The organism is Thalassospira tepidiphila MCCC 1A03514 (genome assembly GCF_001662875.1).
Lineage (GTDB): Bacteria > Pseudomonadota > Alphaproteobacteria > Rhodospirillales > Thalassospiraceae > Thalassospira > Thalassospira tepidiphila.
This window is the reverse complement of sequence record NZ_JPVZ01000005.1, coordinates 117458-140044: the sequence shown is the minus strand read 5'-3', so window position 1 is coordinate 140044 and position 22587 is coordinate 117458. Positions and strand designations below refer to the sequence as shown.

Here is a 22587-nt window from a genome sequence, read left to right as displayed (position 1 = left end):
GGAAATATCCATGAGCGGACCAAAATCTCTTTCCGGAATCACGGTTCTTGACCTGACGAATGTGTTGGCCGGACCGTTTTGCTGTCACCAGCTGGCCCATATGGGGGCGGATGTCATCAAGGTTGAAGCGCCGGGGCGTGGTGATCTTGCCCGCCAGCTTGGCGCTGACATGGAGCTCAATGAAAAGCTGATGGGCGTTTCATTCATGGCACAAAACGCCGGTAAACGTTCGATCACGCTGAACCTTAAGGATCCGCGCGGGAAGGAAATCCTCAAAAAGCTCGTGGCCAAGGCCGATGTTCTGGTCGAGAACTTTCGTCCGGGTGTCATGGATCGCCTTGAGCTTGGCTATGATGTGCTTTCAAAGGTTAATCCGGGGCTTGTTTATTGCGCGATTTCCGGCTTTGGTCAGAGCGGCCCGATGAAGAAGCTTCCCGCCTATGATCAGATTGTTCAGGGCCTGTCGGGGATCATGACGATCACCGGCGAGCAGGATAAAGGGACCTATCGCGTCGGGTATCCAATGGCCGATACCATTGGCGGCATGACAGCGGCCTTTGCGATCAGTTCAGCGTTGGCGGGGCGGGCCATGGGCAACAAGGATGCCAAGGGCAGTTTCATTGATATTTCGATGCTGGAATCGGTGATTGCCACGATGGGTTGGGTGGTCTCGAACTATCTGATTGCCGGCAAGGAGCCGACCGCCAATGGCAATGACAACTTCACGTCTTCACCATCTGGTGCCTTTGCCACGGCAGATGGCCAGATCAACATTGCCGCAAACAAGCAGGAACAGTTCGAAGCTCTGTGTGGTGTTCTCGGTCTTGAAACGCTTATCAAGGATCCGCGGTTTGTGTCGCGCACGGAACGGCTCGAAAACAGATCGGCTTTGACCGATCTGCTTGAAGAAGTGCTGGTCACACAAGAAACCGATTACTGGGTTGAAAAGCTTAACGCCGTTGGCGTTCCGGCCGGTGCGGTTCTGACCGTGCCACAGGCGCTTTCGCTGCCACAGATTGCTGATCGCGGGATGTTGGCGTCGTTTGAAAATGTGCCGGGTGCTGATCGGGATATCCGCATCCTTCGAACCGGAATCAAAATGGATGGTGATGCGCCGTCGGTGAGTGCACCGCCGCCTGAACTTGGCCAGAACAATAACGACATTCTGTCGTCGCTGGGCTTTTCCAATGACGAGATCGATAACCTTGCCAAGGAGGGCGTGCTGTGAGTTCGAAGACTGTTGAAGACGTTGAAAACGAAGTGCGCGACTGGTGGCAGACCGGCATCATCGATATGGAGCCGGGCAAAATCCATTATGGCGGTTACGCGATCGAGGATTTGATTGGCAATATCAGCTTTCCGACCATGATCTGGTTGATGACACGCGGCGAATTGCCATCGGCACCGCAGGCCAAGCTGCTTGAAGCAGCCCTTGTTTCCGCCGTCGACCACGGGCCACAAGCCCCCGGCATCGCCATCGCCCGCATGGCGGCAACGTGCGGCGTTGGTCTGAACAATGCCATGGCCAGTGCGGTTAATGTGCTGGGTGATGTGCATGGCGGGGCGGGCGAGCAGGCAGTTGCCCTATATCATGATATTGCGCAACGCATGGATGCCGGACAGCACATGACCGCGGCAGTTTCAGACGGCCTTGATCATCAGATTGCCGAGCATGGCAAACATGTGCCTGGCTTTGGCCATCGCTTCCATCCGGTTGACCCGCGTGCACCACGGCTTTTGGCACTCGTAAGCGATGCAGCACAGGAAGGTCATGTGTCGGGGCGGTATGGCGAAATTGCCAGCGCGATTGAGGCAGAGCTTTTGGCGCGTAAAGGCAAACGGATCCCGATGAATATCGATGGTGCAACGGCAGTTATCTATGCCGAACTGGGATTTGCGCCGGAACTGGCGCGTGGGCTGTTTTGTCTTTCGCGGTCGGTGGGCATTCTTGCCCATGCATGGGAACAAACCCAACAGGGTGGCCGCAACAAGGGACCGATCCCGCGCCGGATGATCTGGAACTATACGGGTCCCGATCGTCGTCCAGTACCTGACAGTGCCAAGTCTTAACAAGACACGTGGTTGGGCAGGGTGCGTTATCTGCGGTTCAGTAGCGCATCCTGCCAGCGGCGCAGGAAGCGCTGACGCTTGGCCTGATCAAGGTAAACCAGCAATCCCGGCCCGACCGGGAAGGAACGCACGCGTTCGCCATACCTGTCAAAGATCAGTGACGAGAATGTGCTGGGCGGGACGTCGGCGCGCACCGGGTTGAAGTTGCCTTCATTTTGCAAAACGCTTTGGCCCTTGATCGACAACATGAAATCAAGGAACCGTCCGCCAAGGTCGGGGTTGCGGGCGCCACGCGGGATGATGGCAATCCTTGAATAAACGACGATAAAGTCGTCGGGCAGGATGACGCCAAGGTTCGGGTTTCGTTGGGTAAAGGTTTCCGCATACGATCCCAGCAGGTTGTAGCCTAGCACCACCTGACCGGATGCGATTTTTTCAAGCATCGGAGAGGTATTGGAATAAAGCTTTACCTTCGCCTGACCCAGAATGCGGACAAAATCCCAGATGCCGGGGAAAAATCGTTCATCGCGCGCCAGAAACAGGAAGCCAACACCGCTGCGTTCAATGTCATAGGTCGTGACTTTTTCACTCAGCAACTCGTCGTGGTTGACAAGCAGCCGGATAAAGTCTTCGCGGGTTCTGGGCGGTTCAAGTTCGTTTTCGCGGAAAAACTCGCGGTTATAGGCGATGACGGCGGGTTCTTGCGTTACGGCAAAGGCTTCGTTGCGCCAGCGTGCCCAATGGGGCAAAGCGTCTGTTTCACTGCTTTGATAGGACGTGGCATATCCATCATTGGCCAGCTTCATCTGCAGATCCATCGAGGAGCTGATGATCAGGTCAGCGGTTGGTTCACCGTTGGCGCGCTGGCTTTGGGTAATGTCATACATCTCAAGTGTTTGCAGCTGATGGTATTCGACGCCAATGAACGGGTTATCTTGCTGAAACGCCTCGATCACCGGGACAAAGGCACCGATATCGGCGGAGCCATAGATAACGGCCATCGGCTGTGTGCTGGTCAGCAGTGACTGTTCTGGATCGGACGCCTGGGACGAACGCAATGCCGGATAGGTGAAAACTTCGGCCATCGCAGAAGAAACTTGCATCGCGAGGGCGATGAAACATAAACCAATACAGATACGGCCCGAAATCATGCTGCAATACTCTGTGTCGCGGATGGTCATTGGCATATGGTGCCGGGGCGAGGATATCGCTTGTTCTTGAATGCCTTTGCCGGGAAAATGGCAGAATAGAAATTACCTCTGTCGAGGTTTATCAGGGAAAAGTCACGCAAACAATGAGAGTCCTTGTTGTCGAAGATCATGCCGCACTGGCAGATGGAATTGCAGGATCCCTGCGACAGTCTGGCTATGCGGTCGATGTGATTGCCGATGGCGAGGAGGCTGACGACGTGCTGCGCACCCAGGAATATGGCCTGGTGGTACTTGATCTGAACCTTCCGAAACTTGACGGACTTGAGATCCTCAAACGTTTGCGTCATCGCGGAGCGGAAAGTGCCGTTCTGATCCTGACCGCGCGCGGTGATATCGAAGACAGGGTCAAGGGACTTGATCTTGGTGCGGATGATTATCTGGCCAAACCGTTCGAGCTGGTCGAGCTCGAAGCCCGGGTGAGGGCGCTTATGCGGCGCAATGCCGGGACGCATAACACCCAGCTTAAATGCGGGAAACTCAGTTTCGATACTGTGGCGCGACGGGTAACGGTTGATGGCACGGATGTCGATATTCCAAAGCGTGAGCTTAATATCCTTGAAATCCTGTTGATGCGGGTTGGCCATGTTCTGAGCAAAGAGCAAATCGTTGATCAGTTGGCCGGGTTTGAAGACGATATCAGTGCCAACGCGGTCGAGCTTTATATCAGTCGATTGCGCAAACGGGTCGAGGCGGCCGATGTAAAAATCCAGACCGTTCGCGGTCTTGGCTATCTGTTGAAAAAAACATGAAATGGCGTAATCGATCGCTTCGGCGCAGGCTTGTCATATCGCTGCTGATCCCGCTTTTGGTGGTCAGTTCCCTGATGCTGCTTGAAGTCCGCAGTAACGCAGTTAATTCGACAAACCAAGCATTTGACCGTGCACTTTTAAGTTCTGCACTAGCCATTGCTGACCGTGTTGTCCTGATCGGTGGCAAGATCGAGGTGGACGTGCCCTATGTCGCGCTTGAGATGTTGACAAGTGCGGCAGAAGACCGGGTTTTCTATCAGGTCAGTACCGCACAGGGCGAATTCATTACGGGCTACGAAGACCTGCCGCCGGTGCCTGAGAAGTTCCTGCCATTGCGTGAAGAACCGGTTTTCTATGATGCGGTTTATAACGGCGAAACGGTGCGGATTGGCGCGCTTTCACGCTATGTGGCCAGTGTTCGCAAAGCGACCCGTTTTCATGTGCTGGTTGCCGAAACCATGGGAACCCGCACAAGGCTTAGCGAGGATATTCTTGCCAGTGCCGCGGCACGCCAGATCTTGCTGATTGTCATTGCCGCCATGATCGTCTGGTTCGGGATCGGTCAGGGCCTCAAACCGCTGGCCCGCCTTGAGGAGGCGCTCAATCGCCGTTCACCAAGTGACCTCAGGCCAATTTTGCACGATGTGCCAATCGAGGTGCGCCATCTGGTGGGCGCCATTAACCAGCTTTTCGGCCGGTTGGAAAACAGCCTGAAGACCATGCAACGCTTTACTGCAGATGCTGCGCATCAGCTCAGAACACCGTTGGCTGCACTTCGAACCCAGGCCGAACTTGGTCAGCGTGAAAAGGATCCCGAGAAAATCCACCAGATCATGGATACCATCGCGGCTTCGACCCGGCAGACATCGCATCTGGCCAATCAGTTGTTGGCATCTGCGCGTGCCGCACCTGAAGGCCTTGCTGGCCGACCATTTGACAAGATTGATCTGTGTGAGATTACCCGTGCGGTAACCGGATCAAAAGTGCCGGTCGCGATCGAGCGCGGCATTGATCTTGGATATGAGGGGATCACCGATCCTGCGTGGATTATGGGTGATGCGACCTTGATTGAAGAGTTGCTGAAAAACCTTGTCCATAACGCACTGACATACTGCCCAAGTGGCAGTGCTGTGACCGTTCGGCTTGAACAGAACACTTCCAAAAACAAGGTGATATTGACCGTCGAAGATAATGGACCGGGTATTCCGGTCGAACATCGCAAGGATGTCTTCAAGCGGTTCTATCGGATCAATGATGCCGGATATGACGAGGGATGCGGACTGGGACTTTCCATCGTCAAGGAAATCGCCGCCCGGCACGAGACCAAGGTAAAACTGACGCAACCCAAAGAGCATAGCGGGTGCATCTTCAGTATCAGTTTCGATATGGCACCTTTGGACGAGCGCAAAGAAAACTGATTGCCCAGTCCTGTTGACTGGTGGTGCCCAACAAGAACCTAGTCCAGCGGTACTGGTTGACCTGCAAGCCAGGCGGACAGTTCCTTGTTGGCACTTATCAATCCCTCGCGATTAATGACCTTTCGGGCAATGGCACTGGAAACAGCGCGTGTGCGTTTGTTAAGCACAATGCCCATTTCGTTCTGGTCTTGTGACTCAACTTCCAGCTTGTCATAAAGCGACAGCAACCTGTTTTGGACAGTGCGGAGCGACAGTTTTCGGCGCATGGCAATTGCCTTGTCAGGAAGTCCCAGCGCCAGATCAAGCAAGATCAGATATTCGAATTCTGTCAACGCACTGCGCGAGCGCATCTGCTGTGCCTGGATCTGGTGGACTTCGCGATCAACAACAATTTGTGCTTCGATAAGGACGGCGCGCAAAGCCAGTCGCATCTTGTCCGGTGTTGCGGTTTTAAGGACATATCCATAGGCCGCTTGATCAGGAACGATCCGGGTAATTCCCCGCAGATATGCCTCATCCGAATAGTTCGACCAGAAAAGTATCCTTGTGTGGGGGCGTTCTGCCCAGATCGTTCGCGCGGCTTCAATGCCGTTATGTTCCTTCATGCGAAGGTCCATTACGACGGCTGAAATCTGATGTAGATTGGCAAGTTTCTCGGCCTCCTTGCCGTTATGGGCAACAAGGATTTCGTCAAATTCCGGCAACGCGTTTTCGACGATTTCCATCAGGAAATCCGCGTGCATGTTGTCATCTTCAACCAGCAATATTTTCATTGATCGTTTCTCCTTCTTGTCTGGTCGCTTGATGCAACTCAATTGTTATTTGTGTGCCGTCCGACGTTGAAAGGTCATATTTTGCACCGATCAGGCGGGCGCGTGTTTTCATATGTTCCAACCCACTGGACGGTTTTCTTGGATGTGGCTGGAATGTTCCGTTGTCCGAAACACGAATGGTCAGACAGTCATCCGGGCTTTTGGTAATCAAGACCGAAACAAGTGACGCATTCGAATGCAGCACGGCATTGTTGATGGCTTCCTGACAGATACGAAAGACTGCGATGCGGGTTGTTTCGGGCAATAGGTCAATCGCGCCGTCTGTCTGATCATCGACCTTGAAGCGCATTGCGCTGTCATAGCTTACAGCCCGTTCCAGATGCGTCTGGACAGCATGGTGGAAGCCAAACAGGTCAAGAATCGATGGGATCGAGGTATCAATGATGTCGCGCAGGCCCTGGATCATGTTTTGGACTTGCTGCTGCAGCCTTAGATACTGTGCCTCGCTCAGCCCCGGACGAAGATCCCGTGCGATGCGTGTCAGATCAGCCAAAGTTTGATCATGCAGGTCCATGCCAATGCGCTGGCGTTCGGCCTCAAGCGCGTCGGTAAGGCTGAGTGCGCCAAGCCGCAGACCTTCTTCGCGTGCAAGGATTTCAGCGCGAATGATCGCCTCCTTGTTGGCCTTTTCGTTGGCCCGCAAGGCATAGAAATACGGGGCCAGCATGTCGGCCAAAATGCGCATCTGCTCAAGGTGGCTCTGGTCGTAGAAATCTTCCTTTTTCGAAGAACAATTCAACGATCCAACGACTTCCCCGAGAACCTTCATGCCGACACTGACGCGGCTGCGAAGTTCGTGGTCAATGATCGGCGCACTTACCGCGCCCGGGAAAAGGAAACGGGGATCCTCAAGGGCATTTCCCGTCAATAGATGGTCTGTCTTACCCAGCAGAATGTCGCGGATCGGCGCCTTACGCACATGGGAGCGCATCTTGCTCCAAGCTGTTTCGACGCCAACCTCATAGGCCGTCGCCCACCTTTTGTCCGTGTCAATCAGGCACACATCAAGGTGGTCAAACTCGATAATCTTCTCGATCTCGGTTTTGACCGAGCTGAGCGCCGAGTGAATATCAAGGTTCCCCGCAAGCAAGTTGGAGATGCGAAGGTAATGAGCAAGATCCGACATGAGTGGTTTCCTCCAGCTCTTCGATAATATTCACAGGCATTTCTCTTGTCTTGCGGGAACCCGCAACTTGGATGCGTAACACCGTATGCGTTCTGCGGAAACTGCTCTTTACGATTTAATCGGAACTGATGAAGATTGCGCCATGGTTTGGTGTCTGGTTTTCAGGCGTTGACCAATCTTTGCCGCACGACGGCAAAGAGCCAAACAAAAACAATAAGTCACATGCTGACATCAGGGGGGAAATCTCGGTTCACGCTAAAACGGCGTGAGAACGAAATTTCTCTGAAAATACCAGAAGAACCGAGCCTTGTGATCTTTGATCAGAAGGCTCGTAGTCGGCATGCGACAAACGAGACGTCAAGAACTTGCACAATGCGGGCAGGGGCGCTGACCTGCTGAGGAAGCGATAAAGAACAGCGCATCCAACGGGAGGACTACCATGAAAAAATTACTGACGATGACGACAGCGACTGTCGCATTGATGATGACTGCACAAGTTGCGTTTGCCGGGCCGAACACTGTTGCTGGTCCGGGTGCCGATCCAGCATGTTTCACACCGGTTTCCGATGATACTGCCTATTTCCAGTGGCCTGCGCGCGAAGGGCCTTACAAGATTGCGCTTGTAAACGGCTTTATCGCCAATGACTGGCGCGTTCAGATGATTGCAGTCGCAAAGGCCTATGCCGCACAGCCGGAAGTCGCAGCCGAGATCGAAGAATTCAAGGTTGTGTCGGTCGGTGAAGACATCGCCGCACAGATTGCCGCGGCCAACAACTTTATCGATCAGGGCTTTGACGCGATTATCATTAACGCCAACAACACGCGCGCATTCGGATCGGTGGTGCGTAAAGCCAACGAAGCCAATGTCGTCGTTCTGTCGTTTGACAACGTGATTGATGATCCCAACCAGATCGCGATCAACGTTGATCAAAAAGGACTTGGAATGTCGGCCGGCAAGTTCCTTTTGGAACAAAGCGGTGATGGCCCGGCCAAGTTCCTGCATGTCCGTGGTCCGGCTGGCCAGCCCGTCGACATCGCACGTAATGAAGGCTTCCATGAGGTAATCAAGGAATCCGGGCGTGATATCGAAGTCGTCGATGTTGTCGGAAACTGGGCGCCAGGTGACGGACAAAAAGTGACGGCAGATGCCATTGCCGCTGGCGGTGTATTTGACGGTATTTACGTTCAGGGCGGCTCACAAGGTGTTGCCACCGCAATGCTCGATGCAGGCGTGTTCAAGGCCCCGATTTCCGGCGAGACCGAGAACGCATTTCGTCAACTTTGCAACAGCGCTGAGCTGAGCTGCCAGTCGGGTGGCACGGGACCGGCACAGTCATCTGTGACCATCAAAACCGCCATCGCGGCCTTGAAGGGTGAAGTCGTTCCGTCAGAAATCGCGCTTCCGACCTCGATTTCCTATTCCCCGTTCAAGGAAGGTGTCGAGATGTTCCCGAAACTGCCGGGCAGCTTCTTTGCGGGTAACAATTTTGAAGCCTGCAACATTGGCTTCACGGCTGAAGAAATCGCGTCTCAGACAGGCGAAAACAACTAACAACAATAAACGTCCGGGTACCGTCGATGCCGTGCGTGGCGTCGACGGTATTCAATAAAGTTAGGAAAACTGCCGTGTCAGAGAGCAAATCTCCTTATCTGTTATCGATGTCGGGCATAACCAAACGTTACGGTGGTGTCCGCGCACTGGAAAATGTCAGCTTCGATACGCACCGCGGATCAATCCATGCATTGCTTGGTGAAAACGGCGCAGGGAAGTCGACGCTGATCAAGATCTTATCGGGCGTTGTGCAGCCTGATAGCGGAACGATCGAACTTGATGGCAACACCGTAAGCTTTACAAATCCGCAACAGGCCAATGATCTGGGCGTATCGTGCATTTTTCAGGAATTGTCGCTTTTGCCGGACCTGACAGTGGCCGACAACATTGGCATTACTCGTCCACCACTTAAATTCGGAATGATCGATTATCGGGCCCAGCGCCGCATCGCCGAAGAGGCCCTTGCGCGTGTGGGCGGCGAAAACATTGATCCGATGGAAACCGTCAGCAATCTTTCACTGTCGCGGCGCCAGATGGTTGAAATCGCCAAGGCACTGGCACGCAACCCGAAAATTCTCATCTTGGATGAAGCGACGTCTGCCCTGACGGCAGCCGATGTCGACAAGGTCTTTAAGATGCTTCATCGGCTTCGCGATGAAGGGATGGCGATCATCTATATTTCGCACCGCATGCCCGAAATTGCTGAACTGGCCGATACCTGTACGGTTTATCGCAATGGCACGAAAGTCGAGACATTCAAAAACGGCACAAAATCGGACAGCGCCGTTGTCGAGATGATGATCGGCCGCGAATACAGCAGTGTCTATCCGGCAAAAAGCACCCGACCCACCGCATCCAAGCCGATCCTGAAGGTCTCAGACTTTTCCTGGAACGATGAACTTAATGGCATCGATCTGGAAATGCGGCCGGGGGAAATTGTCGGGCTCGGTGGTTTGGATGGGCAGGGGCAACGACAGCTGCAGTTGGGGCTGTTTGGGACCCTGATCGGGGCGAGCGGATCGGTGGAAATCAATGGCGCGCCGGTAAAGTTGAACAGCCCGAAGATGGCGAAGTCAGATGACATCGGCATTGCTTTGGTGCCCGAAGACCGCAAATACGAAGGTCTGATGTTGTCGATGACTGTGCGTGAAAACCTGTCTTTTGCCGCGGTCGAAAAAATGAGCCGGATGGGCGTTGTTGATAAGCGCGCAGAAGAGGCCGCTATTGACGAGATGATCGCACTCCTCAAGATCAAGGCAGATGGCATTGACGGTCCTGTCGGGGCGCTATCCGGCGGTAACCAGCAGAAAGTCGTTATCGGCAAGTGGCTGATGACCAAGCCACGCATCATTCTGTTGAACGATCCGACACGTGGAATTGATGTAGGCACCAAGCAGGAAATCTATCAACTGTTGCAGAAACTGGCCTCAGAAGGATGTGCAATCCTTTTGTATTCAACCGATTACGACGAGTTGATTGGCTGCTGTGACCGTGTGCTGGTGATGTATGACGGCAGGATCGTTCGAACCCTTGCCGGGGAAGACCTTAACGAAACAAATCTGGTGTCAGCCGCGCTTAACCTGCCGGAACAGGCAGCGAAGAGACCTGAACCAAAAAAACTACAGGAAGCGTCGCTATGACTGTGAGCTCAGAACCAGCAGATCTGGTTTCTCGCCAAAAATACTTCGGCTGGGTTGGCCGCTTGTCGGCGGCACAGCGCGGTATTCTGATCGCAATGCTTATCTTTGCCGCCATGTTCATCGTCTATGGCTGGAAGCAGGCAGCGGGCCTGACGCCCAACATGATAAATACCGCGGCCAACAAGGGCGCATTGCTGGCACTTGTCGCCATGGCGCAAACCTTGCCGGTTATTACCCGCGGGCTTGACCTGTCGGTCGGGGCGACATTCGTTCTGGCGAACTGCCTTGCTTCGACGATTGTTGTTGATGGGCCGATCGCAACCACGTTCGGCATTTTTGGTGTCCTGCTGCTTGGGCTGGCTTGCGGGGCAGTAAATGGCTTGATTATCGTCTATGGACGGTTGCAGCCGCTGATCGCGACACTGGCCACCAGTGCGGTTTATTTCGGTATTGCACTTGCCGTTCGACCCCAACCGGGTGGATCGGTCAATTTTGAACTTGCCGACTTCATGACGCGATCATCTTTTGCCGTGCCGCATAGCGTTTTGCTGTTGCTGGCCGTCGTTGTGTTCATCTGGATCCCGTATCGCCGATCAGTTCTGGGAAGGGCCGCCTTTGCCATCGGTTCGTCCGAACAGGCGGCGTACATGTCCGGAATTCCGATCAATCGCGCGAAGATGCTGGCCTATACCCTAAGCGGTTTGCTGGCATCGATTGGTGGCATCCTTTTGACAGCATTGACCTATTCGGGCGCGGCAAAGATGTCGATTGCCAATGAGTACACACTCAACTCCATCGGCGCAGTTGTCATTGGTGGCACGTCTTTGTTTGGCGGTGTCGGCAGTGCAGTTGGCTCGATTTTCGGGGCCTTTGTCATGCGGACTGTTGGTGATCTGTTGATCGTGTTTGACATCAACCCAGTCTTGCAGCCGCTTTTCGTCGGCGTCGTACTGCTTGTTGCGGTCAGCCTCGGGTCGCTGCGTGTGCTCCGAATCAAGAACAGACTAGATATTTATCGGTAAGGCGGAAAAATGAGTGTTTCAGGCGTAATCGCAAGGCAATTTGATCGGGCAACCCTTATTGCATTTGCATGTGTGATTGTTCTGCTTCTGATCGGGGCAATGGTTGAACCTGCCTTTCTGTCACCGAAATATTTGATCCAGCAGCTCCATACCGCGTCCTTCCTGGGTGTGGTGGCAAGCGGGGTGATGCTGGTCATTCTGCTCGGGCATATTGATCTATCCATTCCCTGGACAATCGGCGTTGGTGGCATGATGGCAACCGGTGCCACCGGATTCCTGGGGCCGGAGTGGGGCGTTACACTTGCTGTTCCATTTGGCGTTCTATGCGGTGCATTGATCGGGACAGTAAATGGCCTGGGTGTGGCATATTTGCGTGCGCCAGCCATGATCTTCACGCTTGGTATGAATGCTGTGGCCCAAGGCCTTATGGTTTATCACACCGGCGGTTTTGCCCCGCAGGATCGGGCGACCGAATTCATGCGGGAACTGGCGGTCGGGCATTTCATTCCGGGCATTCCCAATCCGCTTCTGATCTGGATCATTCTGGGGGCAGCGATCGTCTTCATGCTGAACCGGTCCGTTCTTGGTCGACGGATCTATGCCGTCGGAAATCAGGAACGTTCAGTTTTTCTGAGTGGCGTTGATACACGCAAGGTCATTTTGGCTTGTTTTATCTTTTCCGGTGCGTCTGCAGCGTTGACGGGCGTTCTACTGGCGGGGTGGGCCAATAGGTCCTATCAGGCGATGGGCGATCCCTATCTTTTGCCGACCATTGCGGCGATTATTCTTGGCGGGACGAATGTTCTGGGTGGTCGCGGCAAGTATGTTGGGACGGTTGCCGGCGTCATTTTGATTACCATCCTGCAATCGATGCTCTCGGTCGTTCAGCCGCAGCGGTATTTTGCCCAACTCGGTGTCGATATTCCTGCCGATACCTTCCGACAGGTGGTGTTCGGAGTTGTGATCATAGGGATGTTGTTGATTTATGGGCGGCAACAGTTGGTGCGTTAAGGGCTTTGCGCTTAGGGGCGTAAACTTTCGGACATTAGATACATTTAGCAAAGGACGTTCAATTGCCTAACTGTGCCGCAGACAAGCACCAAGATGCATTCGGTATGGTGGAACCTTATCAGGTTCTCGACAGTCGGTTCCGCGACCTTGTGTTGCCAAATGTCAGGCTGAGAAAAATCTCTGGCGGGCATTTGTGGACAGAGGGACCTGTTTGGTTTCCAGCGCATCAATGCCTGTTGTTCTCTGACATTCCAAATCAGAAGATTTTCCGTTGGATGTGTGATGGTTCGGTCAACGTGTTCCGGGATAATTCAGACTTTGCCAACGGCAATACGATGGACGTGAACGGTCGTCTGATTACCTGTCAGCACGGCACAAGATCGGTTACACGAACCGAACATAACGGCGCAACCACGACACTTGCCGATGGATTTGAGGGCAGGCGGCTTAATTCGCCAAACGACGTTGTCGTCAAATCCGACGGGTCGATCTGGTTTACGGACCCGACCTACGGAATATTGTCGAACTATGAGGGCTACAAGGCCACACCGGAACAGAAATACAACAATGTATTTCGCCTTGATCCTGAAACGGGCACTTTAGCCAGCGTGACACCCGAGTTTCATAAACCAAACGGTTTGGCATTCTCAAATGATGAGACGCTGCTTTATATCGCGGAATCAGGCAGCAGCCATGACGAGGAAGTTCCCGCCGTCATTCGGGTTTACGATGTTGTTGACGGGAAAAGACTTGAGAACGGTCGTGACTTTGCCAAGATCGATCAAGGTCTGCCGGACGGGATCAGAGTTGATTGCTATGGCAATGTCTGGAGTTCTGCGGCCGACGGCGTGCATTGCTTTGATCCGACAGGTGTTCTGCTTGGCAAGATACTGGTGCCCGAAACAGTATCGAATTTAACGTTCGGCGGTGCACGGGGGAACGAGCTTTTGATTACGGCAACTACAAGCGTCTACGCCATACATGTCAACAGCGAAGCATTGGTTCGATAGACTAAGTCGTTGGCGGACTTTAGACCCGACGCAGTGGCTTAGTAGCCGTCGAACCTGAAAATAAGCGAGGTGTTGATGCCACCGAATGCAAAATTGTTGCTCATCAAATGTTCGGCTTGGATGTGTCTGGCACTGCCTGAAATATAGTCCAGCTCGGCGCAGGCGGGATCGACCTCTGACAGGTTTGCAGTCGCCACGAAATTGCTTTCACGCATCATTTCCAGCCCCAGCCAAGCTTCAATCGCACCGCACGCACCAAGGCTGTGGCCAAAGTGGCCCTTAAGGGTGTGTATCGGGACCGCACGATCGAAAACAGCACGAGTAGCTTCACTTTCTGCGATGTCTCCGTGGTCAGTTGCCGTGCCATGTCCACTGACAATGTCGATGTCGTTGCCACACAGCCCTGCATCATCAAGAGCCCCCTGAAGGGTGCGGGCCATTGTTTTGCTGGCTGGGTGCGTTATGTGTGAGCCATCCGAGTTGGTCGCAAACCCGACAATCTCGCCCAGAATTTTTGCTCCGCGTGCCTTTGCGTGCTCATATTCTTCAAGGATCAGGGTGCCAGCACCTTCGCCAATCACCAAGCCATCGCGTTTGACGTCATAAGGACGGGGTGTTGCTTCTGGCGTATCATTGCTGACGCTGGTTGCAAAAAGTGTGTCAAACACGGCCACCATGGTCGGGCATAGTTCTTCGGCACCACCGGCGATCATGACATCTTGCTTGCCATATTTGATTGCCTCGTACGCATATCCGATCCCCATGCTGCCAGATGTGCAGGCGGTTGATGTGGGAATGATCCGCCCGGTAATCCTGTAAAGGACACCGATATTGACCGCTGCTGTATGGCTCATCATCTGAATGTAGCTGGTGGCGGTGATGGCGTTGCTATCGCCGTGTTCCATCAGGCGGGTAAAGCCAAGGACAGGCGGGGTGCTTCCAAATGACGATCCATATGCGATGCCGAGCCGCCCGCCTTCGAACAATGCGGTATCATTCCGCAAACCCGCCATTTCAAGCGCGTCGTCGGTTGCAGCGACAGCCATCTGCGCGACGCGCCCCATGCTGCGCAACTGTTTCCGGTTAAACCGAGTTTTGAGCGAAAAGTTCGGAACAGGTGCGGCAAGACGGGTACGCAGATCGTATTTGTCATCCCACTCCGACATTCGCGCAATGCCGGTCTCGCCAGCTTGTATGCGGGCTTTGATGGTTGGCCAGTCGTTGCCAAGTGCTGTAATGCCGGACATTCCGGTGACGACAACGCGGCGGGTCATAGCATGCCCCCATTCACACTGATGACCTGACGGGTGACATATGATGCATCGTCGCTGCACAGGAATGAAATGGTCGCGGCGACTTCATCTGCTGTTCCGTAACGGCGCATCGGGATCATGGCCTTGACCTCATCTTCGGGCAGGTCTTTGGTCATCTGTGTTTCGATGATCCCGGGTGCCACAGCATTAACGGTGATTTTACGTTTCGCGAGTTCCAGGGCGAGGGACTTTACCGCCCCGATGATCCCGGCCTTGGACGCCGAATAGTTCACCTGGCCGCGGTTGCCAGCAATTCCTGCAATTGATGTCAGGGCAACGATGCGCCCACCTTTGCGCTGCTGAATAATCGGCATCAATAGCGGCTTGATAACGTTGTAAAATCCGTCGAGGTTGGTGTGAATGACGCTGTCCCAGTCGTCGTCTTCAAGGGCGGGAAATGGACCATCCCGTGTGACACCAGCATTCAGAATGATGCCATATGGTGCGCCATGTTCGGCGATATCATCTTCCAAGGCTTCGCGTGTCGCGTCCCGATCGGAGATATCAAACTGCACCAGCCGGGCCTGAACCCCTGATGCCAGAACATCTTTTGCGACAGATTCAGCGCCATCACGATCAGAGTTATAATGAAGAACGATGTCAAAGCCATCCTGTGCAAGACGTCGTGCTGTTGCGGCACCTATGCCCTTGCTGGCGCCTGTTACCAATATGGTCCTGGTCATTGGCCTGTTGTTTCTTGGTTGTTGTCCGAAGGTGATGTCAAAGAAGTTTCATTGTCTTTGGGCTGATATACATTGATACGTGCTGCGACAAGTATTTCCTCGCCCAATCGGATTTCCCCGTCAAACACGCCCATTTCACCATCTTCAAAGATGTTGTTTATGTGAACTGACAGGGTGCAGCCAACCGGGAACCAGTTGCGTGACAGCGTGACCTTGCGCGATCCGAGAAGGTATCCGATACGTGGTGTCGCGTCAGGATCAGTGTTTTTTGCCCGCCAGCCGCTATAGGCGGCAACAGTCTGTGCAATGTATTCAATGCCCACATAGCTCGGCACACCTTTGTTGGGAATGCAGAACATGCTGTTGGCCGTGATGTCGACTTCAGCGATCATTGAGGTTTCGTCAGCGGACATGGCCCGATCAATCAACAGCATCGGCTTGGCATGCATGACCAGTTCACTGATCGGGGGCAGGGCATGATTAAGGCGCTGTGACATGTTGCTCATGAGGTCGTCCATCCCTTTCCAAGGATGACAGAGACATTGCTGCCTCCAAAGGCAAATGAGTTGCTCATCATTGCCAGGCGATCAGCCGGCGCCAAGGATTGCTGTGCAGAAACAAGGTTCAATTCCGGAATGTCATCATCCCTTTCGCCATCCCAGCGGTGCTGCGGGAGCGGTGCACCAGTCTTGTTTTCGCTCAGCGAAAGCCAAATAATTGCAGCTTCGATTGCGCCAGCTGCCCCCAAGCTATGCCCGGTCAGGGGTTTGGTCGAACTGGCCGGTACGTTTGATCCGAGAACTTCTGTAACGGCCTTGGCCTCCATAACATCATTAAGTGGCGTTGCCGTGCCATGGAGATTGATATAGGCGATCTCGTCTGCTGTCAGGCCTGCATGCGCCAAGGCGGTGCGCATGGCACGTGCCGCACCAACGCCATCCGGGTGCGGGGCGTTGGGGTGATAGGCGTCCGAGCTCTCACCAACACCAAGCAATTCAATATCGCCGGCATCCTTGCGCAGAATGAAGAGGGCGGCACCTTCACCAATATTGATGCCGTCGCGATTCCGGCTCATCGGGTTGCAAATCGACGTGGACAGCGATTGCAACGTATCAAACCCGCCAACGGTCAGCCGACACAAACTGTCAACGCCCCCAACAAGAACGGCATCGCAGATATCCGCCTTTAGCAATCGCATGCCCGATGCAAAAGCCTTTGCACTCGATGAGCAGGCCGTAGAAACGGAGTGGGCAGGGCCCCCAAGCTTAAAGGCATCCTTTAAAAATGCCGATGGGGATCCTATTTCCTGATGTTCATAGCGGAAGGTTTCAGGAAACGCGCCGGTTTCGATGCGATGCTGATAGTAATTGGTGCCTTCTTCAATCCCGGAGGTGCTGGTCCCGATCAGAACGCCAATCCGTTGCCGGCCATAGGTGGCAATCAGTTCTTCAATCTCATCACCGATCTGGCTTGCAGCAGCCCACAGAAGACGATTGTTGCGGGTATCATGGGCTGATAATTGCGGCGGCAGCGCAGGCAGGTCTGCCGTAACAGAGCCAAGAATGGCGTCACGGTTCGGTAAAAAACCGCTGCGTTTTATCATAGCCGCGGTTCTGCGCCCGGCAAGTGTGGCCGCAGTTTCCGCCTTGCCATTTCCCAGCGCGGAAATGATGCCAAGCGATGACAGATAAAATGCATGCCGGGCCATAGTTAATTCCCGGTCCGTAGTGAATTGATCTTGATGCGATAGTTGAATTGCTGGTTTTTCAGAATGGCCTGACCTTGCCAGACGTCTTTGATCGGGTGTTCGATGGTGGCGTATTTGCGGCCTGTATCGTCAAGCCGAATGGTTCGTTCACCAAATCCTTCATGAACCGACATATTATCGGGCAGGGCATCTTCGACAGCATCAAGTGGCCAATAGGTCATCACAATGTCTGCAAGAAGTCTTTTGGTATCAAATTCTTGCGGTAGCCAGTTGGCATTCTGGATTATGATTTCCTCAGCGGTCCAGTCGATTTCAACGGCACGACGGCCAAGATCATCAATCAAGACAATTCGCGCGCGATCGGGCTGAATATTGATGCGTCCCTGAAAGGTTGCGGTTCCGGATTGGGCTTGATTGTTCCAGGTTGCTTCAACCTGTTGGGCGACATCAATTGTCTCGTCTTCATCCCAAGGGGCAGCGGGCAGCGTGAATTCAAGCCCGTCAGCCAAGGCAACCTTATGCCCAGCACTACCTGAAAACACATCCGGCAGGGTTACCTGAGGCAGGTTCATTGTGTCGCACGCCGACAGGCCGATCATGCAGGCTAAGATCATTGCGGATTTCAGGATGCGGGAGTGCATAGGTCGTGCAACATCTCAAGATAACGGTCGGTTTTGGCAACCAATGGATTTTCCATGTTCCATGCATAACCTGCCAGGATGGAAACGACCATACGTTTCAGTTGGGAATCATCGTCTGGTTGTTCAAAAATAATTGTCTGCAAACGGCCGTCATACCATGCATCGACATACGATCTGAAGGTTTCCACGCCTTGGATCAATGGTTTAGCAAAGTCCGTTTCCCAGTCGATGTCCGTGTGTCCCTGATGTCGCGTGATCAACATATCCGCGGCCAATTCCGCAGAATGAAGGGCAATTGTAACACCTGATGAGAATACCGGATCAAGGAAACCGGCAGCATTGCCAAGCAATACATACCCGTCGCCGCACAGCTTTTCTGAGTCCGCACTGTATCCCGCGATTGATTGCAATTGCCGGGTTTGTTTCGCATTGGCCAGCAAATGACCAAGGCGGGTTTCGGATATCAACCGGTCAAAGATGTCCTGTTCACCCATACCGGTAAATTCAGGGTCGCCATCAGGATAAATAACCCCAACGGATGCGGTGCCATCTGAAAATGGGATCAGCCAGTACCAGATATCGTGACGATCAGGATGAATGGTAATCAGGATTTTGTCACGGTCATATCCAGGGTCGTCAATGCGGTCGTTTACATGGGTAAACAATGCACGCCGGGCAATTGATTGTGGTGCACGGGCAAGTCCCAAAAGTTTTGGTAAAACACGGCCATAACCGCTGGCGTCGACAATAAAACCTGCCCGCAATTCGGATGTTGCGCCCGCTTTATCCTGATAGGTGATGAGACAATCACCGTCTGAGGTCTGTACTGCTGTGACCGTATGATCAAATCGAAGGTCAACGCCAGCGCGTGCGGCCTCGTTGGCAAGGATATGATCAAATTCGGCACGCTTTACCTGATAGGTTGTCCCCCATCCAGTGGTCTCGAAATTCTGGCGGAAATCAATAGTGCGATGTTTTTTGCCGCACTCGAAAACAGCGCCGTTTTTGTGCTGGAAACCTGCTTTTTCAAGGGCGGGCAGAAAACCGGCACGTTCAAGCACATTCATGCAATTGGGCAGCAGACTCTCGCCGATGACGAAGCGTGGAAATTCCTGTGCCTCAAGCACTGTGACACGAAGTCCTGCATCGTGAAGCAGTTTGGCCACTGTACTGCCAGCGGGACCGGCGCCAATGACGGCGATATCGCAATCCTGTCTCAATTTGCCCGTCCTGTTGTTGTCGTGAGCTTGGTTGGTGCTGTCATCCAGAAGGCAAGGAACCAGGCGCCAACCAATCCGATTGCTATCACAGTGCCGATATCGCTAACCAACGGGATTGGACTTGTCGCCAAAAGGCCGAATGCAAGAACACTGCTAATTAGCGACAGAAAAACAGCAAGCTGGGTATGTGCTGCTTTTTCCCCCTCATTTCCTTCACTGAGGAAAAGGACATAATCCGCGCCAATCGCAAAGACTAGGAACATCGCCATTGTCGTAAAGAAACTGATCGAAACACCCAACACAGTCCCACCAAGGAGCGCAAACAAGATCGCGCCGGCAGGAGCGGAAAAGATACGGATACCTTTTTGAACGCCATAGCGCAGCGAGGCAAGAAACAGCGCAATCAGCAGAACCGAGCCAAGTGCGACATAGGCCCAATAGCGGTATTCAGCGAATTGAGCGCTGATCGTTTCCGTCGGGCTGATCAGGCGGGCATTGTCAAAAGGCTCAAGAATCTTGGCGACTGCGCCACTATCTGAAACACCACGTAGCCGGATGATATCGGATGCGCCAGCTTGAAGACTTGTCACCTCTGGCAGGGTATTGCCTACCTCGTTCGGAATAAGGTACGACGCTTCCAAATCCGGGGTGTTGATGGAAATTTGCAAAGCTTCGCCCAGTTCTGAGGCGAATGGTTGGTAAAGGTTGTTTCGAACCAGTTCTCTGTTGGCTTTCTGGCGCGCAATGGATGGGACAAAATCTGATAGTGCGATAGCACCCTGAATTTCCCCGTTGGCAATCAGCGGCGAGATGGCTTGGCGAGCCGCCTCGGATGTTTCAAGGCGCTGCTGTGCGCTGTCGCCGTCAATCCGGATAAAGGCCGGACTTCCGCCCAAGCCAAGTGTTTCTGATATGGTCCGGGCGTCTGAAACCAGGGTCGGATTGCTTTGACCAAGGGCGCGTATGTCATCATGGCCGGGAACAAGAAAAGCCGTAACGGGGAGTGCGGCGATCAGGAGGCCTGCTATAAGTAATCGCAGCCGCGTTGAAACAACAAGGTAGGACAAGGCAACCATAAGGTTGTTGTGTATGACCGCTATCGGCGAGTTAGTCCGAACTTCTCGGGCCGGGAAAAGCGGAAGAAGGAATTTTACCGAACAATAGGCCGAAAGCAGTCCGGCAATCGAATAGATGGCGATTTGCAGCAACAAACTGGTGGGGCTCAGTCCCAGCGCGATAAAGCCGATCACCGAGGTTAAAAGCCCCAAGCCAAGACCGCTTCGGATTGCTTTAAAACGATCATCGGACCCCGTTTCACCCCTCGGAACCACGAGAAAATGCAGGGCATAGTCAATTGAGATCCCGATCATTGTCGCGCCGAAGACCAGGGCAATTGCATGAATGGTGCCGAAAAAGGCCGTCTGGGCTGTGGCACCCGCAATCAGTCCACTTCCGACAACCACAATCGCGCCGATAAGTGGTAACGGCGAAAAGAAGGTCAGGCCGATCATGATTACGATCCCAAGTGTCGCAATCAAAGCAATGGTTTGAACGTCACTTTTGGCTGTGGCGGCTTCGTTCACGGCAAAGAATATCTGACCGGTTTTAAAGATCGTAAGTTCGGGGGAATTTTGGTGCGCGTCGCTGATGATCCGGTTGATCTGATCAACCCAGTTTTGAGAATGGCGGCCCGATTGATCACTTTGCAGTGAGACAATCAATGGAAGATAACTGCGATCATTTTTGGTGACGATGTCATTCTCGGGGTCAAGTTTTGCTGCCAAATCAGTCAGAAATTCCGGCATCAGCAGGAACGGATCCTGCTTTAACGTCGTGCTGGTAAAGGATGATGCCGGCGAATAGAGCTGTTGAAGTGTGCGTTGATACATCAGATCTGCTTGCCCGTTGGCAAGTGCAGTCCTGTCACTGTCAGACAACATCCCGCTGGCATAGGGACCATAGAGGCTGCGCACGTCATCAAGGCGCCCGGCGTTTTGTCCGGGCAGCGTGACGTTTTCAGTACCATCAATCTGCGAGATTTCTGTTTTGAGCTGTTCGGCAAGGGCCTCTAGCTGATCGCGGTCAGGATGGGACAACATTAAAATCGCCTGTCGACCATTTTCCCATAGCAGGGCGCGTACCGCGTCAATATCGCTGACACCATCCTGATTGCTTTCCTGTTCCTGACCAATCAATGACAGAAAGTCAGCATCCAATTCGGTCCGGTCTGTCATAAACTGCCAGACAGAGAAGCTGGCCATCACGACGAGACAAATGGTCCAAATGAATGCGCTGCGCATTATTCGGGTATCCCGTCTGTAAAGAGTTTGGCGAATTCAGGGGGAAGAGGAAGCATTCCGACCACCTGATCATCAAACGTAATGACATCCTGATCTGACGATGGTTTTTCAATCATTACCGTTTTCACAAAGATATCGCCTGACGCCGCGATCCGGTTCACCTGGGTCGCGACAACACCGTTAGCTTTCGGCGTTAGGATGGCTTCCCATGTGTTTGATTTTTTGGTGTTTTCGGCAATATTAAACTGGCTTTGCAAGGTTTGCCAGTTACCTGACAAAACCGAAGAGATCATGCGGACGAACTGTCGTGTCTCTGATCCGCTTGCCATGGCATTTCGATCACCATTTGGGGTAATCGTAAAAATTCCATCATCCTCAAGGACGGTTATTCCGGGAAACGGGAAAGTTGTTTTCCAGATCAAACCATTTGGAGGTGAAATAACGAATTCACCACGCGACAGCAGCGGCTTTTCAAATCCGTCCAGATAACGGGCAAGCTCAAACGTGCCGTGAAGGTACTCGTTTTGATCAAGCGGGGCGGGTTTGACTGTCTCAGCATGCAATGCCCGCTGCCCAGTCGACAGACCGACAATGACGATTGCACACAGTTTGATCAGAACAAGAAAACGGCGGATCACAGGAGAGCCTCCATCTTTTCGATGAAGAAATCCGGGCTGCGATACAGCATTTCGCCGCGGGCTTTTTCAACCGCGACCTGAATGGTAAATCCCTTGGTCAGTTTCTGGCCCGTTTTCGCATCCGTAACCAGATAGTCGATCTTCAGGCGGTTTTCATATTCCCGCAGGGTTGCCGTGATCGTGATTTCCTGACCAAAGCGACAGGGAGCGACATATTTGACGCGCATATCGACGATCGGCCAGACAAAGCCGGACTCATCCATCTGCGGGTAATTGTAGTCAATCTTGTCGAGCAGGGCGCAGCGGGCATTCTCGAAAAACTGAACGTAATTGCCATGCCAGACCACATTCATCGGGTCGAGATGATAAAACTGCACGATTTCTGTGACAGATGCGCTGATCATGAAACGCCCTCATTGCCACATATGGCTTGTTCCTGGTG

At 53.3% G+C, this 22587-nt stretch carries 21 protein-coding genes; 9 read left to right on the top strand and 12 right to left on the bottom strand.

The window, feature by feature from the left end:
- Positions 1–10 precede the first annotated feature (10 nt).
- Together TH4_RS12725 and TH4_RS12720 are read left to right on the top strand one after the other, a co-directional pair.
- Positions 11–1228, top strand: coding sequence for a CaiB/BaiF CoA transferase family protein (locus TH4_RS12725; protein WP_064781403.1), 1218 nt, complete (start codon positions 11–13; stop codon positions 1226–1228).
- The gene (locus TH4_RS12720; RefSeq protein ID WP_064781402.1) at positions 1225–2070 is read left to right on the top strand and encodes a citryl-CoA lyase; all 846 of its coding nucleotides are present in this window, start codon (positions 1225–1227) and stop codon (positions 2068–2070) included. The genes TH4_RS12725 and TH4_RS12720 overlap by 4 nt, the downstream gene beginning before the upstream one ends.
- A 26-nt stretch (positions 2071–2096) precedes the next feature.
- Here TH4_RS12720 and TH4_RS12715 read toward each other — a convergent pair whose 3' ends face one another.
- Positions 2097–3155: an ABC transporter substrate-binding protein gene (locus TH4_RS12715; protein WP_245227857.1), complete on the bottom strand. Its 1059-nt coding sequence runs from the start codon at positions 3153–3155 to the stop codon at positions 2097–2099.
- A gap of 209 nt (positions 3156–3364) precedes the next feature.
- Here TH4_RS12715 and TH4_RS12710 point away from each other — a divergent pair, with 209 nt between their 5' ends.
- Positions 3365–4030: a response regulator transcription factor gene (locus TH4_RS12710; RefSeq protein WP_008891048.1), complete on the top strand. Its 666-nt coding sequence runs from the start codon at positions 3365–3367 to the stop codon at positions 4028–4030.
- Complete coding sequence (locus TH4_RS12705) at positions 4027–5448, top strand: sensor histidine kinase (protein ID WP_064781400.1); 1422 nt, start codon at positions 4027–4029, stop codon at positions 5446–5448. Before TH4_RS12710 ends, TH4_RS12705 begins: the two co-directional genes overlap by 4 nt.
- A 38-nt stretch (positions 5449–5486) precedes the next feature.
- On the opposite strand, the gene TH4_RS12700 is transcribed toward TH4_RS12705, so the two are convergent.
- Positions 5487–6221 carry a response regulator gene (locus TH4_RS12700; RefSeq protein ID WP_064781399.1) on the bottom strand — a complete coding sequence of 245 codons (735 nt, stop codon included), beginning with the start codon at positions 6219–6221 and terminating at the stop codon, positions 5487–5489.
- Entirely contained in the window at positions 6202–7407 is a 1206-nt protein-coding gene (locus TH4_RS12695; protein ID WP_064781398.1) for a sensor histidine kinase, read from the bottom strand. Before TH4_RS12695 ends, TH4_RS12700 begins: the two co-directional genes overlap by 20 nt.
- Before the next feature lie 439 nt (positions 7408–7846).
- Between TH4_RS12695 and TH4_RS12690 the strand changes: the two genes are divergently transcribed.
- The 5 genes from TH4_RS12690 (at position 7847) to TH4_RS12670 (ending at position 13642) form a co-directional block, all read left to right on the top strand.
- Positions 7847–8959, top strand: coding sequence for a substrate-binding domain-containing protein (locus tag TH4_RS12690; RefSeq protein ID WP_063089524.1), 1113 nt, complete (start codon positions 7847–7849; stop codon positions 8957–8959).
- A gap of 74 nt (positions 8960–9033) precedes the next feature.
- Positions 9034–10599 carry a sugar ABC transporter ATP-binding protein gene (locus tag TH4_RS12685; RefSeq protein ID WP_209272182.1) on the top strand — a complete coding sequence of 522 codons (1566 nt, stop codon included), beginning with the start codon at positions 9034–9036 and terminating at the stop codon, positions 10597–10599.
- Entirely contained in the window at positions 10596–11621 is a 1026-nt protein-coding gene (locus tag TH4_RS12680; RefSeq protein WP_083997096.1) for an ABC transporter permease, read from the top strand. Before TH4_RS12685 ends, TH4_RS12680 begins: the two co-directional genes overlap by 4 nt.
- A 9-nt stretch (positions 11622–11630) precedes the next feature.
- Entirely contained in the window at positions 11631–12632 is a 1002-nt protein-coding gene (locus tag TH4_RS12675; RefSeq protein ID WP_064781396.1) for an ABC transporter permease, read from the top strand.
- Between the two features lie 104 nt (positions 12633–12736).
- Positions 12737–13642, top strand: a complete 906-nt coding sequence (locus TH4_RS12670) for an SMP-30/gluconolactonase/LRE family protein (RefSeq protein WP_064781395.1) — start codon at positions 12737–12739, stop codon at positions 13640–13642.
- Between the two features lie 38 nt (positions 13643–13680).
- On the opposite strand, the gene TH4_RS12665 is transcribed toward TH4_RS12670, so the two are convergent.
- From TH4_RS12665 to TH4_RS12625, 9 genes are all read right to left on the bottom strand, one after another.
- On the bottom strand, positions 13681–14916 hold the full coding sequence (locus TH4_RS12665; protein WP_064781394.1) for a beta-ketoacyl-ACP synthase: 1236 nt from the start codon (positions 14914–14916) through the stop codon (positions 13681–13683).
- The gene (gene fabG / locus TH4_RS12660) at positions 14913–15638 is read right to left on the bottom strand and encodes a 3-oxoacyl-ACP reductase FabG (protein ID WP_064781393.1); all 726 of its coding nucleotides are present in this window, start codon (positions 15636–15638) and stop codon (positions 14913–14915) included. Before fabG ends, TH4_RS12665 begins: the two co-directional genes overlap by 4 nt.
- On the bottom strand, positions 15635–16144 hold the full coding sequence (locus TH4_RS12655) for a hotdog family protein (protein ID WP_167351220.1): 510 nt from the start codon (positions 16142–16144) through the stop codon (positions 15635–15637). Before TH4_RS12655 ends, fabG begins: the two co-directional genes overlap by 4 nt.
- Positions 16141–17346 (bottom strand): beta-ketoacyl-[acyl-carrier-protein] synthase family protein, encoded by a 1206-nt coding sequence (locus TH4_RS12650; protein ID WP_064781392.1) that lies wholly within the window; start codon positions 17344–17346, stop codon positions 16141–16143. Before TH4_RS12650 ends, TH4_RS12655 begins: the two co-directional genes overlap by 4 nt.
- A 2-nt stretch (positions 17347–17348) precedes the next feature.
- A complete protein-coding gene (locus TH4_RS12645; protein ID WP_167727157.1) occupies positions 17349–17918 on the bottom strand; it encodes a DUF3261 domain-containing protein in 570 nt (189 codons plus the stop codon).
- A gap of 50 nt (positions 17919–17968) precedes the next feature.
- A complete protein-coding gene (locus tag TH4_RS12640; RefSeq protein ID WP_064781390.1) occupies positions 17969–19207 on the bottom strand; it encodes an NAD(P)/FAD-dependent oxidoreductase in 1239 nt (412 codons plus the stop codon).
- Positions 19204–21012, bottom strand: coding sequence for an MMPL family transporter (locus TH4_RS12635; RefSeq protein WP_167351218.1), 1809 nt, complete (start codon positions 21010–21012; stop codon positions 19204–19206). Before TH4_RS12635 ends, TH4_RS12640 begins: the two co-directional genes overlap by 4 nt.
- Before the next feature lie 494 nt (positions 21013–21506).
- Positions 21507–22145 (bottom strand): LolA family protein, encoded by a 639-nt coding sequence (locus TH4_RS12630; RefSeq protein ID WP_064781388.1) that lies wholly within the window; start codon positions 22143–22145, stop codon positions 21507–21509.
- On the bottom strand, positions 22142–22549 hold the full coding sequence (locus TH4_RS12625) for an acyl-CoA thioesterase (protein WP_064781387.1): 408 nt from the start codon (positions 22547–22549) through the stop codon (positions 22142–22144). The genes TH4_RS12630 and TH4_RS12625 overlap by 4 nt, the downstream gene beginning before the upstream one ends.
- Positions 22550–22587: the final 38 nt, after the last annotated feature.

Excerpts from the sequence above, each read along its gene's own strand:
- TH4_RS12695 (WP_064781398.1), bottom strand. The coding sequence starts at position 7,407 with ATGTCGGATCTTGCTCATTACCTTCGCATCTCCAACTTGCTTGCGGGG.
- TH4_RS12705 (WP_064781400.1), top strand. The coding sequence starts at position 4,027 with ATGAAATGGCGTAATCGATCGCTTCGGCGCAGGCTTGTCATATCGCTG.
- TH4_RS12645 (WP_167727157.1), bottom strand. The coding sequence starts at position 17,918 with ATGAACCTGCCTCAGGTAACCCTGCCGGATGTGTTTTCAGGTAGTGCT.
- TH4_RS12625 (WP_064781387.1), bottom strand. The coding sequence starts at position 22,549 with ATGATCAGCGCATCTGTCACAGAAATCGTGCAGTTTTATCATCTCGAC.
- TH4_RS12675 (WP_064781396.1), top strand. The coding sequence starts at position 11,631 with ATGAGTGTTTCAGGCGTAATCGCAAGGCAATTTGATCGGGCAACCCTT.
- TH4_RS12655 (WP_167351220.1), bottom strand. The coding sequence starts at position 16,144 with ATGAGCAACATGTCACAGCGCCTTAATCATGCCCTGCCCCCGATCAGT.
- TH4_RS12710 (WP_008891048.1), top strand. The coding sequence starts at position 3,365 with ATGAGAGTCCTTGTTGTCGAAGATCATGCCGCACTGGCAGATGGAATT.
- TH4_RS12665 (WP_064781394.1), bottom strand. The coding sequence starts at position 14,916 with ATGACCCGCCGCGTTGTCGTCACCGGAATGTCCGGCATTACAGCACTT.
- TH4_RS12650 (WP_064781392.1), bottom strand. The coding sequence starts at position 17,346 with ATGGCCCGGCATGCATTTTATCTGTCATCGCTTGGCATCATTTCCGCG.
- TH4_RS12715 (WP_245227857.1), bottom strand. The coding sequence starts at position 3,155 with ATGGCCGAAGTTTTCACCTATCCGGCATTGCGTTCGTCCCAGGCGTCC.
- TH4_RS12680 (WP_083997096.1), top strand. The coding sequence starts at position 10,596 with ATGACTGTGAGCTCAGAACCAGCAGATCTGGTTTCTCGCCAAAAATAC.
- TH4_RS12635 (WP_167351218.1), bottom strand. The coding sequence starts at position 21,012 with ATGCCGGAATTTCTGACTGATTTGGCAGCAAAACTTGACCCCGAGAAT.
- TH4_RS12690 (WP_063089524.1), top strand. The coding sequence starts at position 7,847 with ATGAAAAAATTACTGACGATGACGACAGCGACTGTCGCATTGATGATG.
- fabG (WP_064781393.1), bottom strand. The coding sequence starts at position 15,638 with ATGACCAGGACCATATTGGTAACAGGCGCCAGCAAGGGCATAGGTGCC.
- TH4_RS12725 (WP_064781403.1), top strand. The coding sequence starts at position 11 with ATGAGCGGACCAAAATCTCTTTCCGGAATCACGGTTCTTGACCTGACG.
- TH4_RS12700 (WP_064781399.1), bottom strand. The coding sequence starts at position 6,221 with ATGAAAATATTGCTGGTTGAAGATGACAACATGCACGCGGATTTCCTG.
- TH4_RS12670 (WP_064781395.1), top strand. The coding sequence starts at position 12,737 with ATGGTGGAACCTTATCAGGTTCTCGACAGTCGGTTCCGCGACCTTGTG.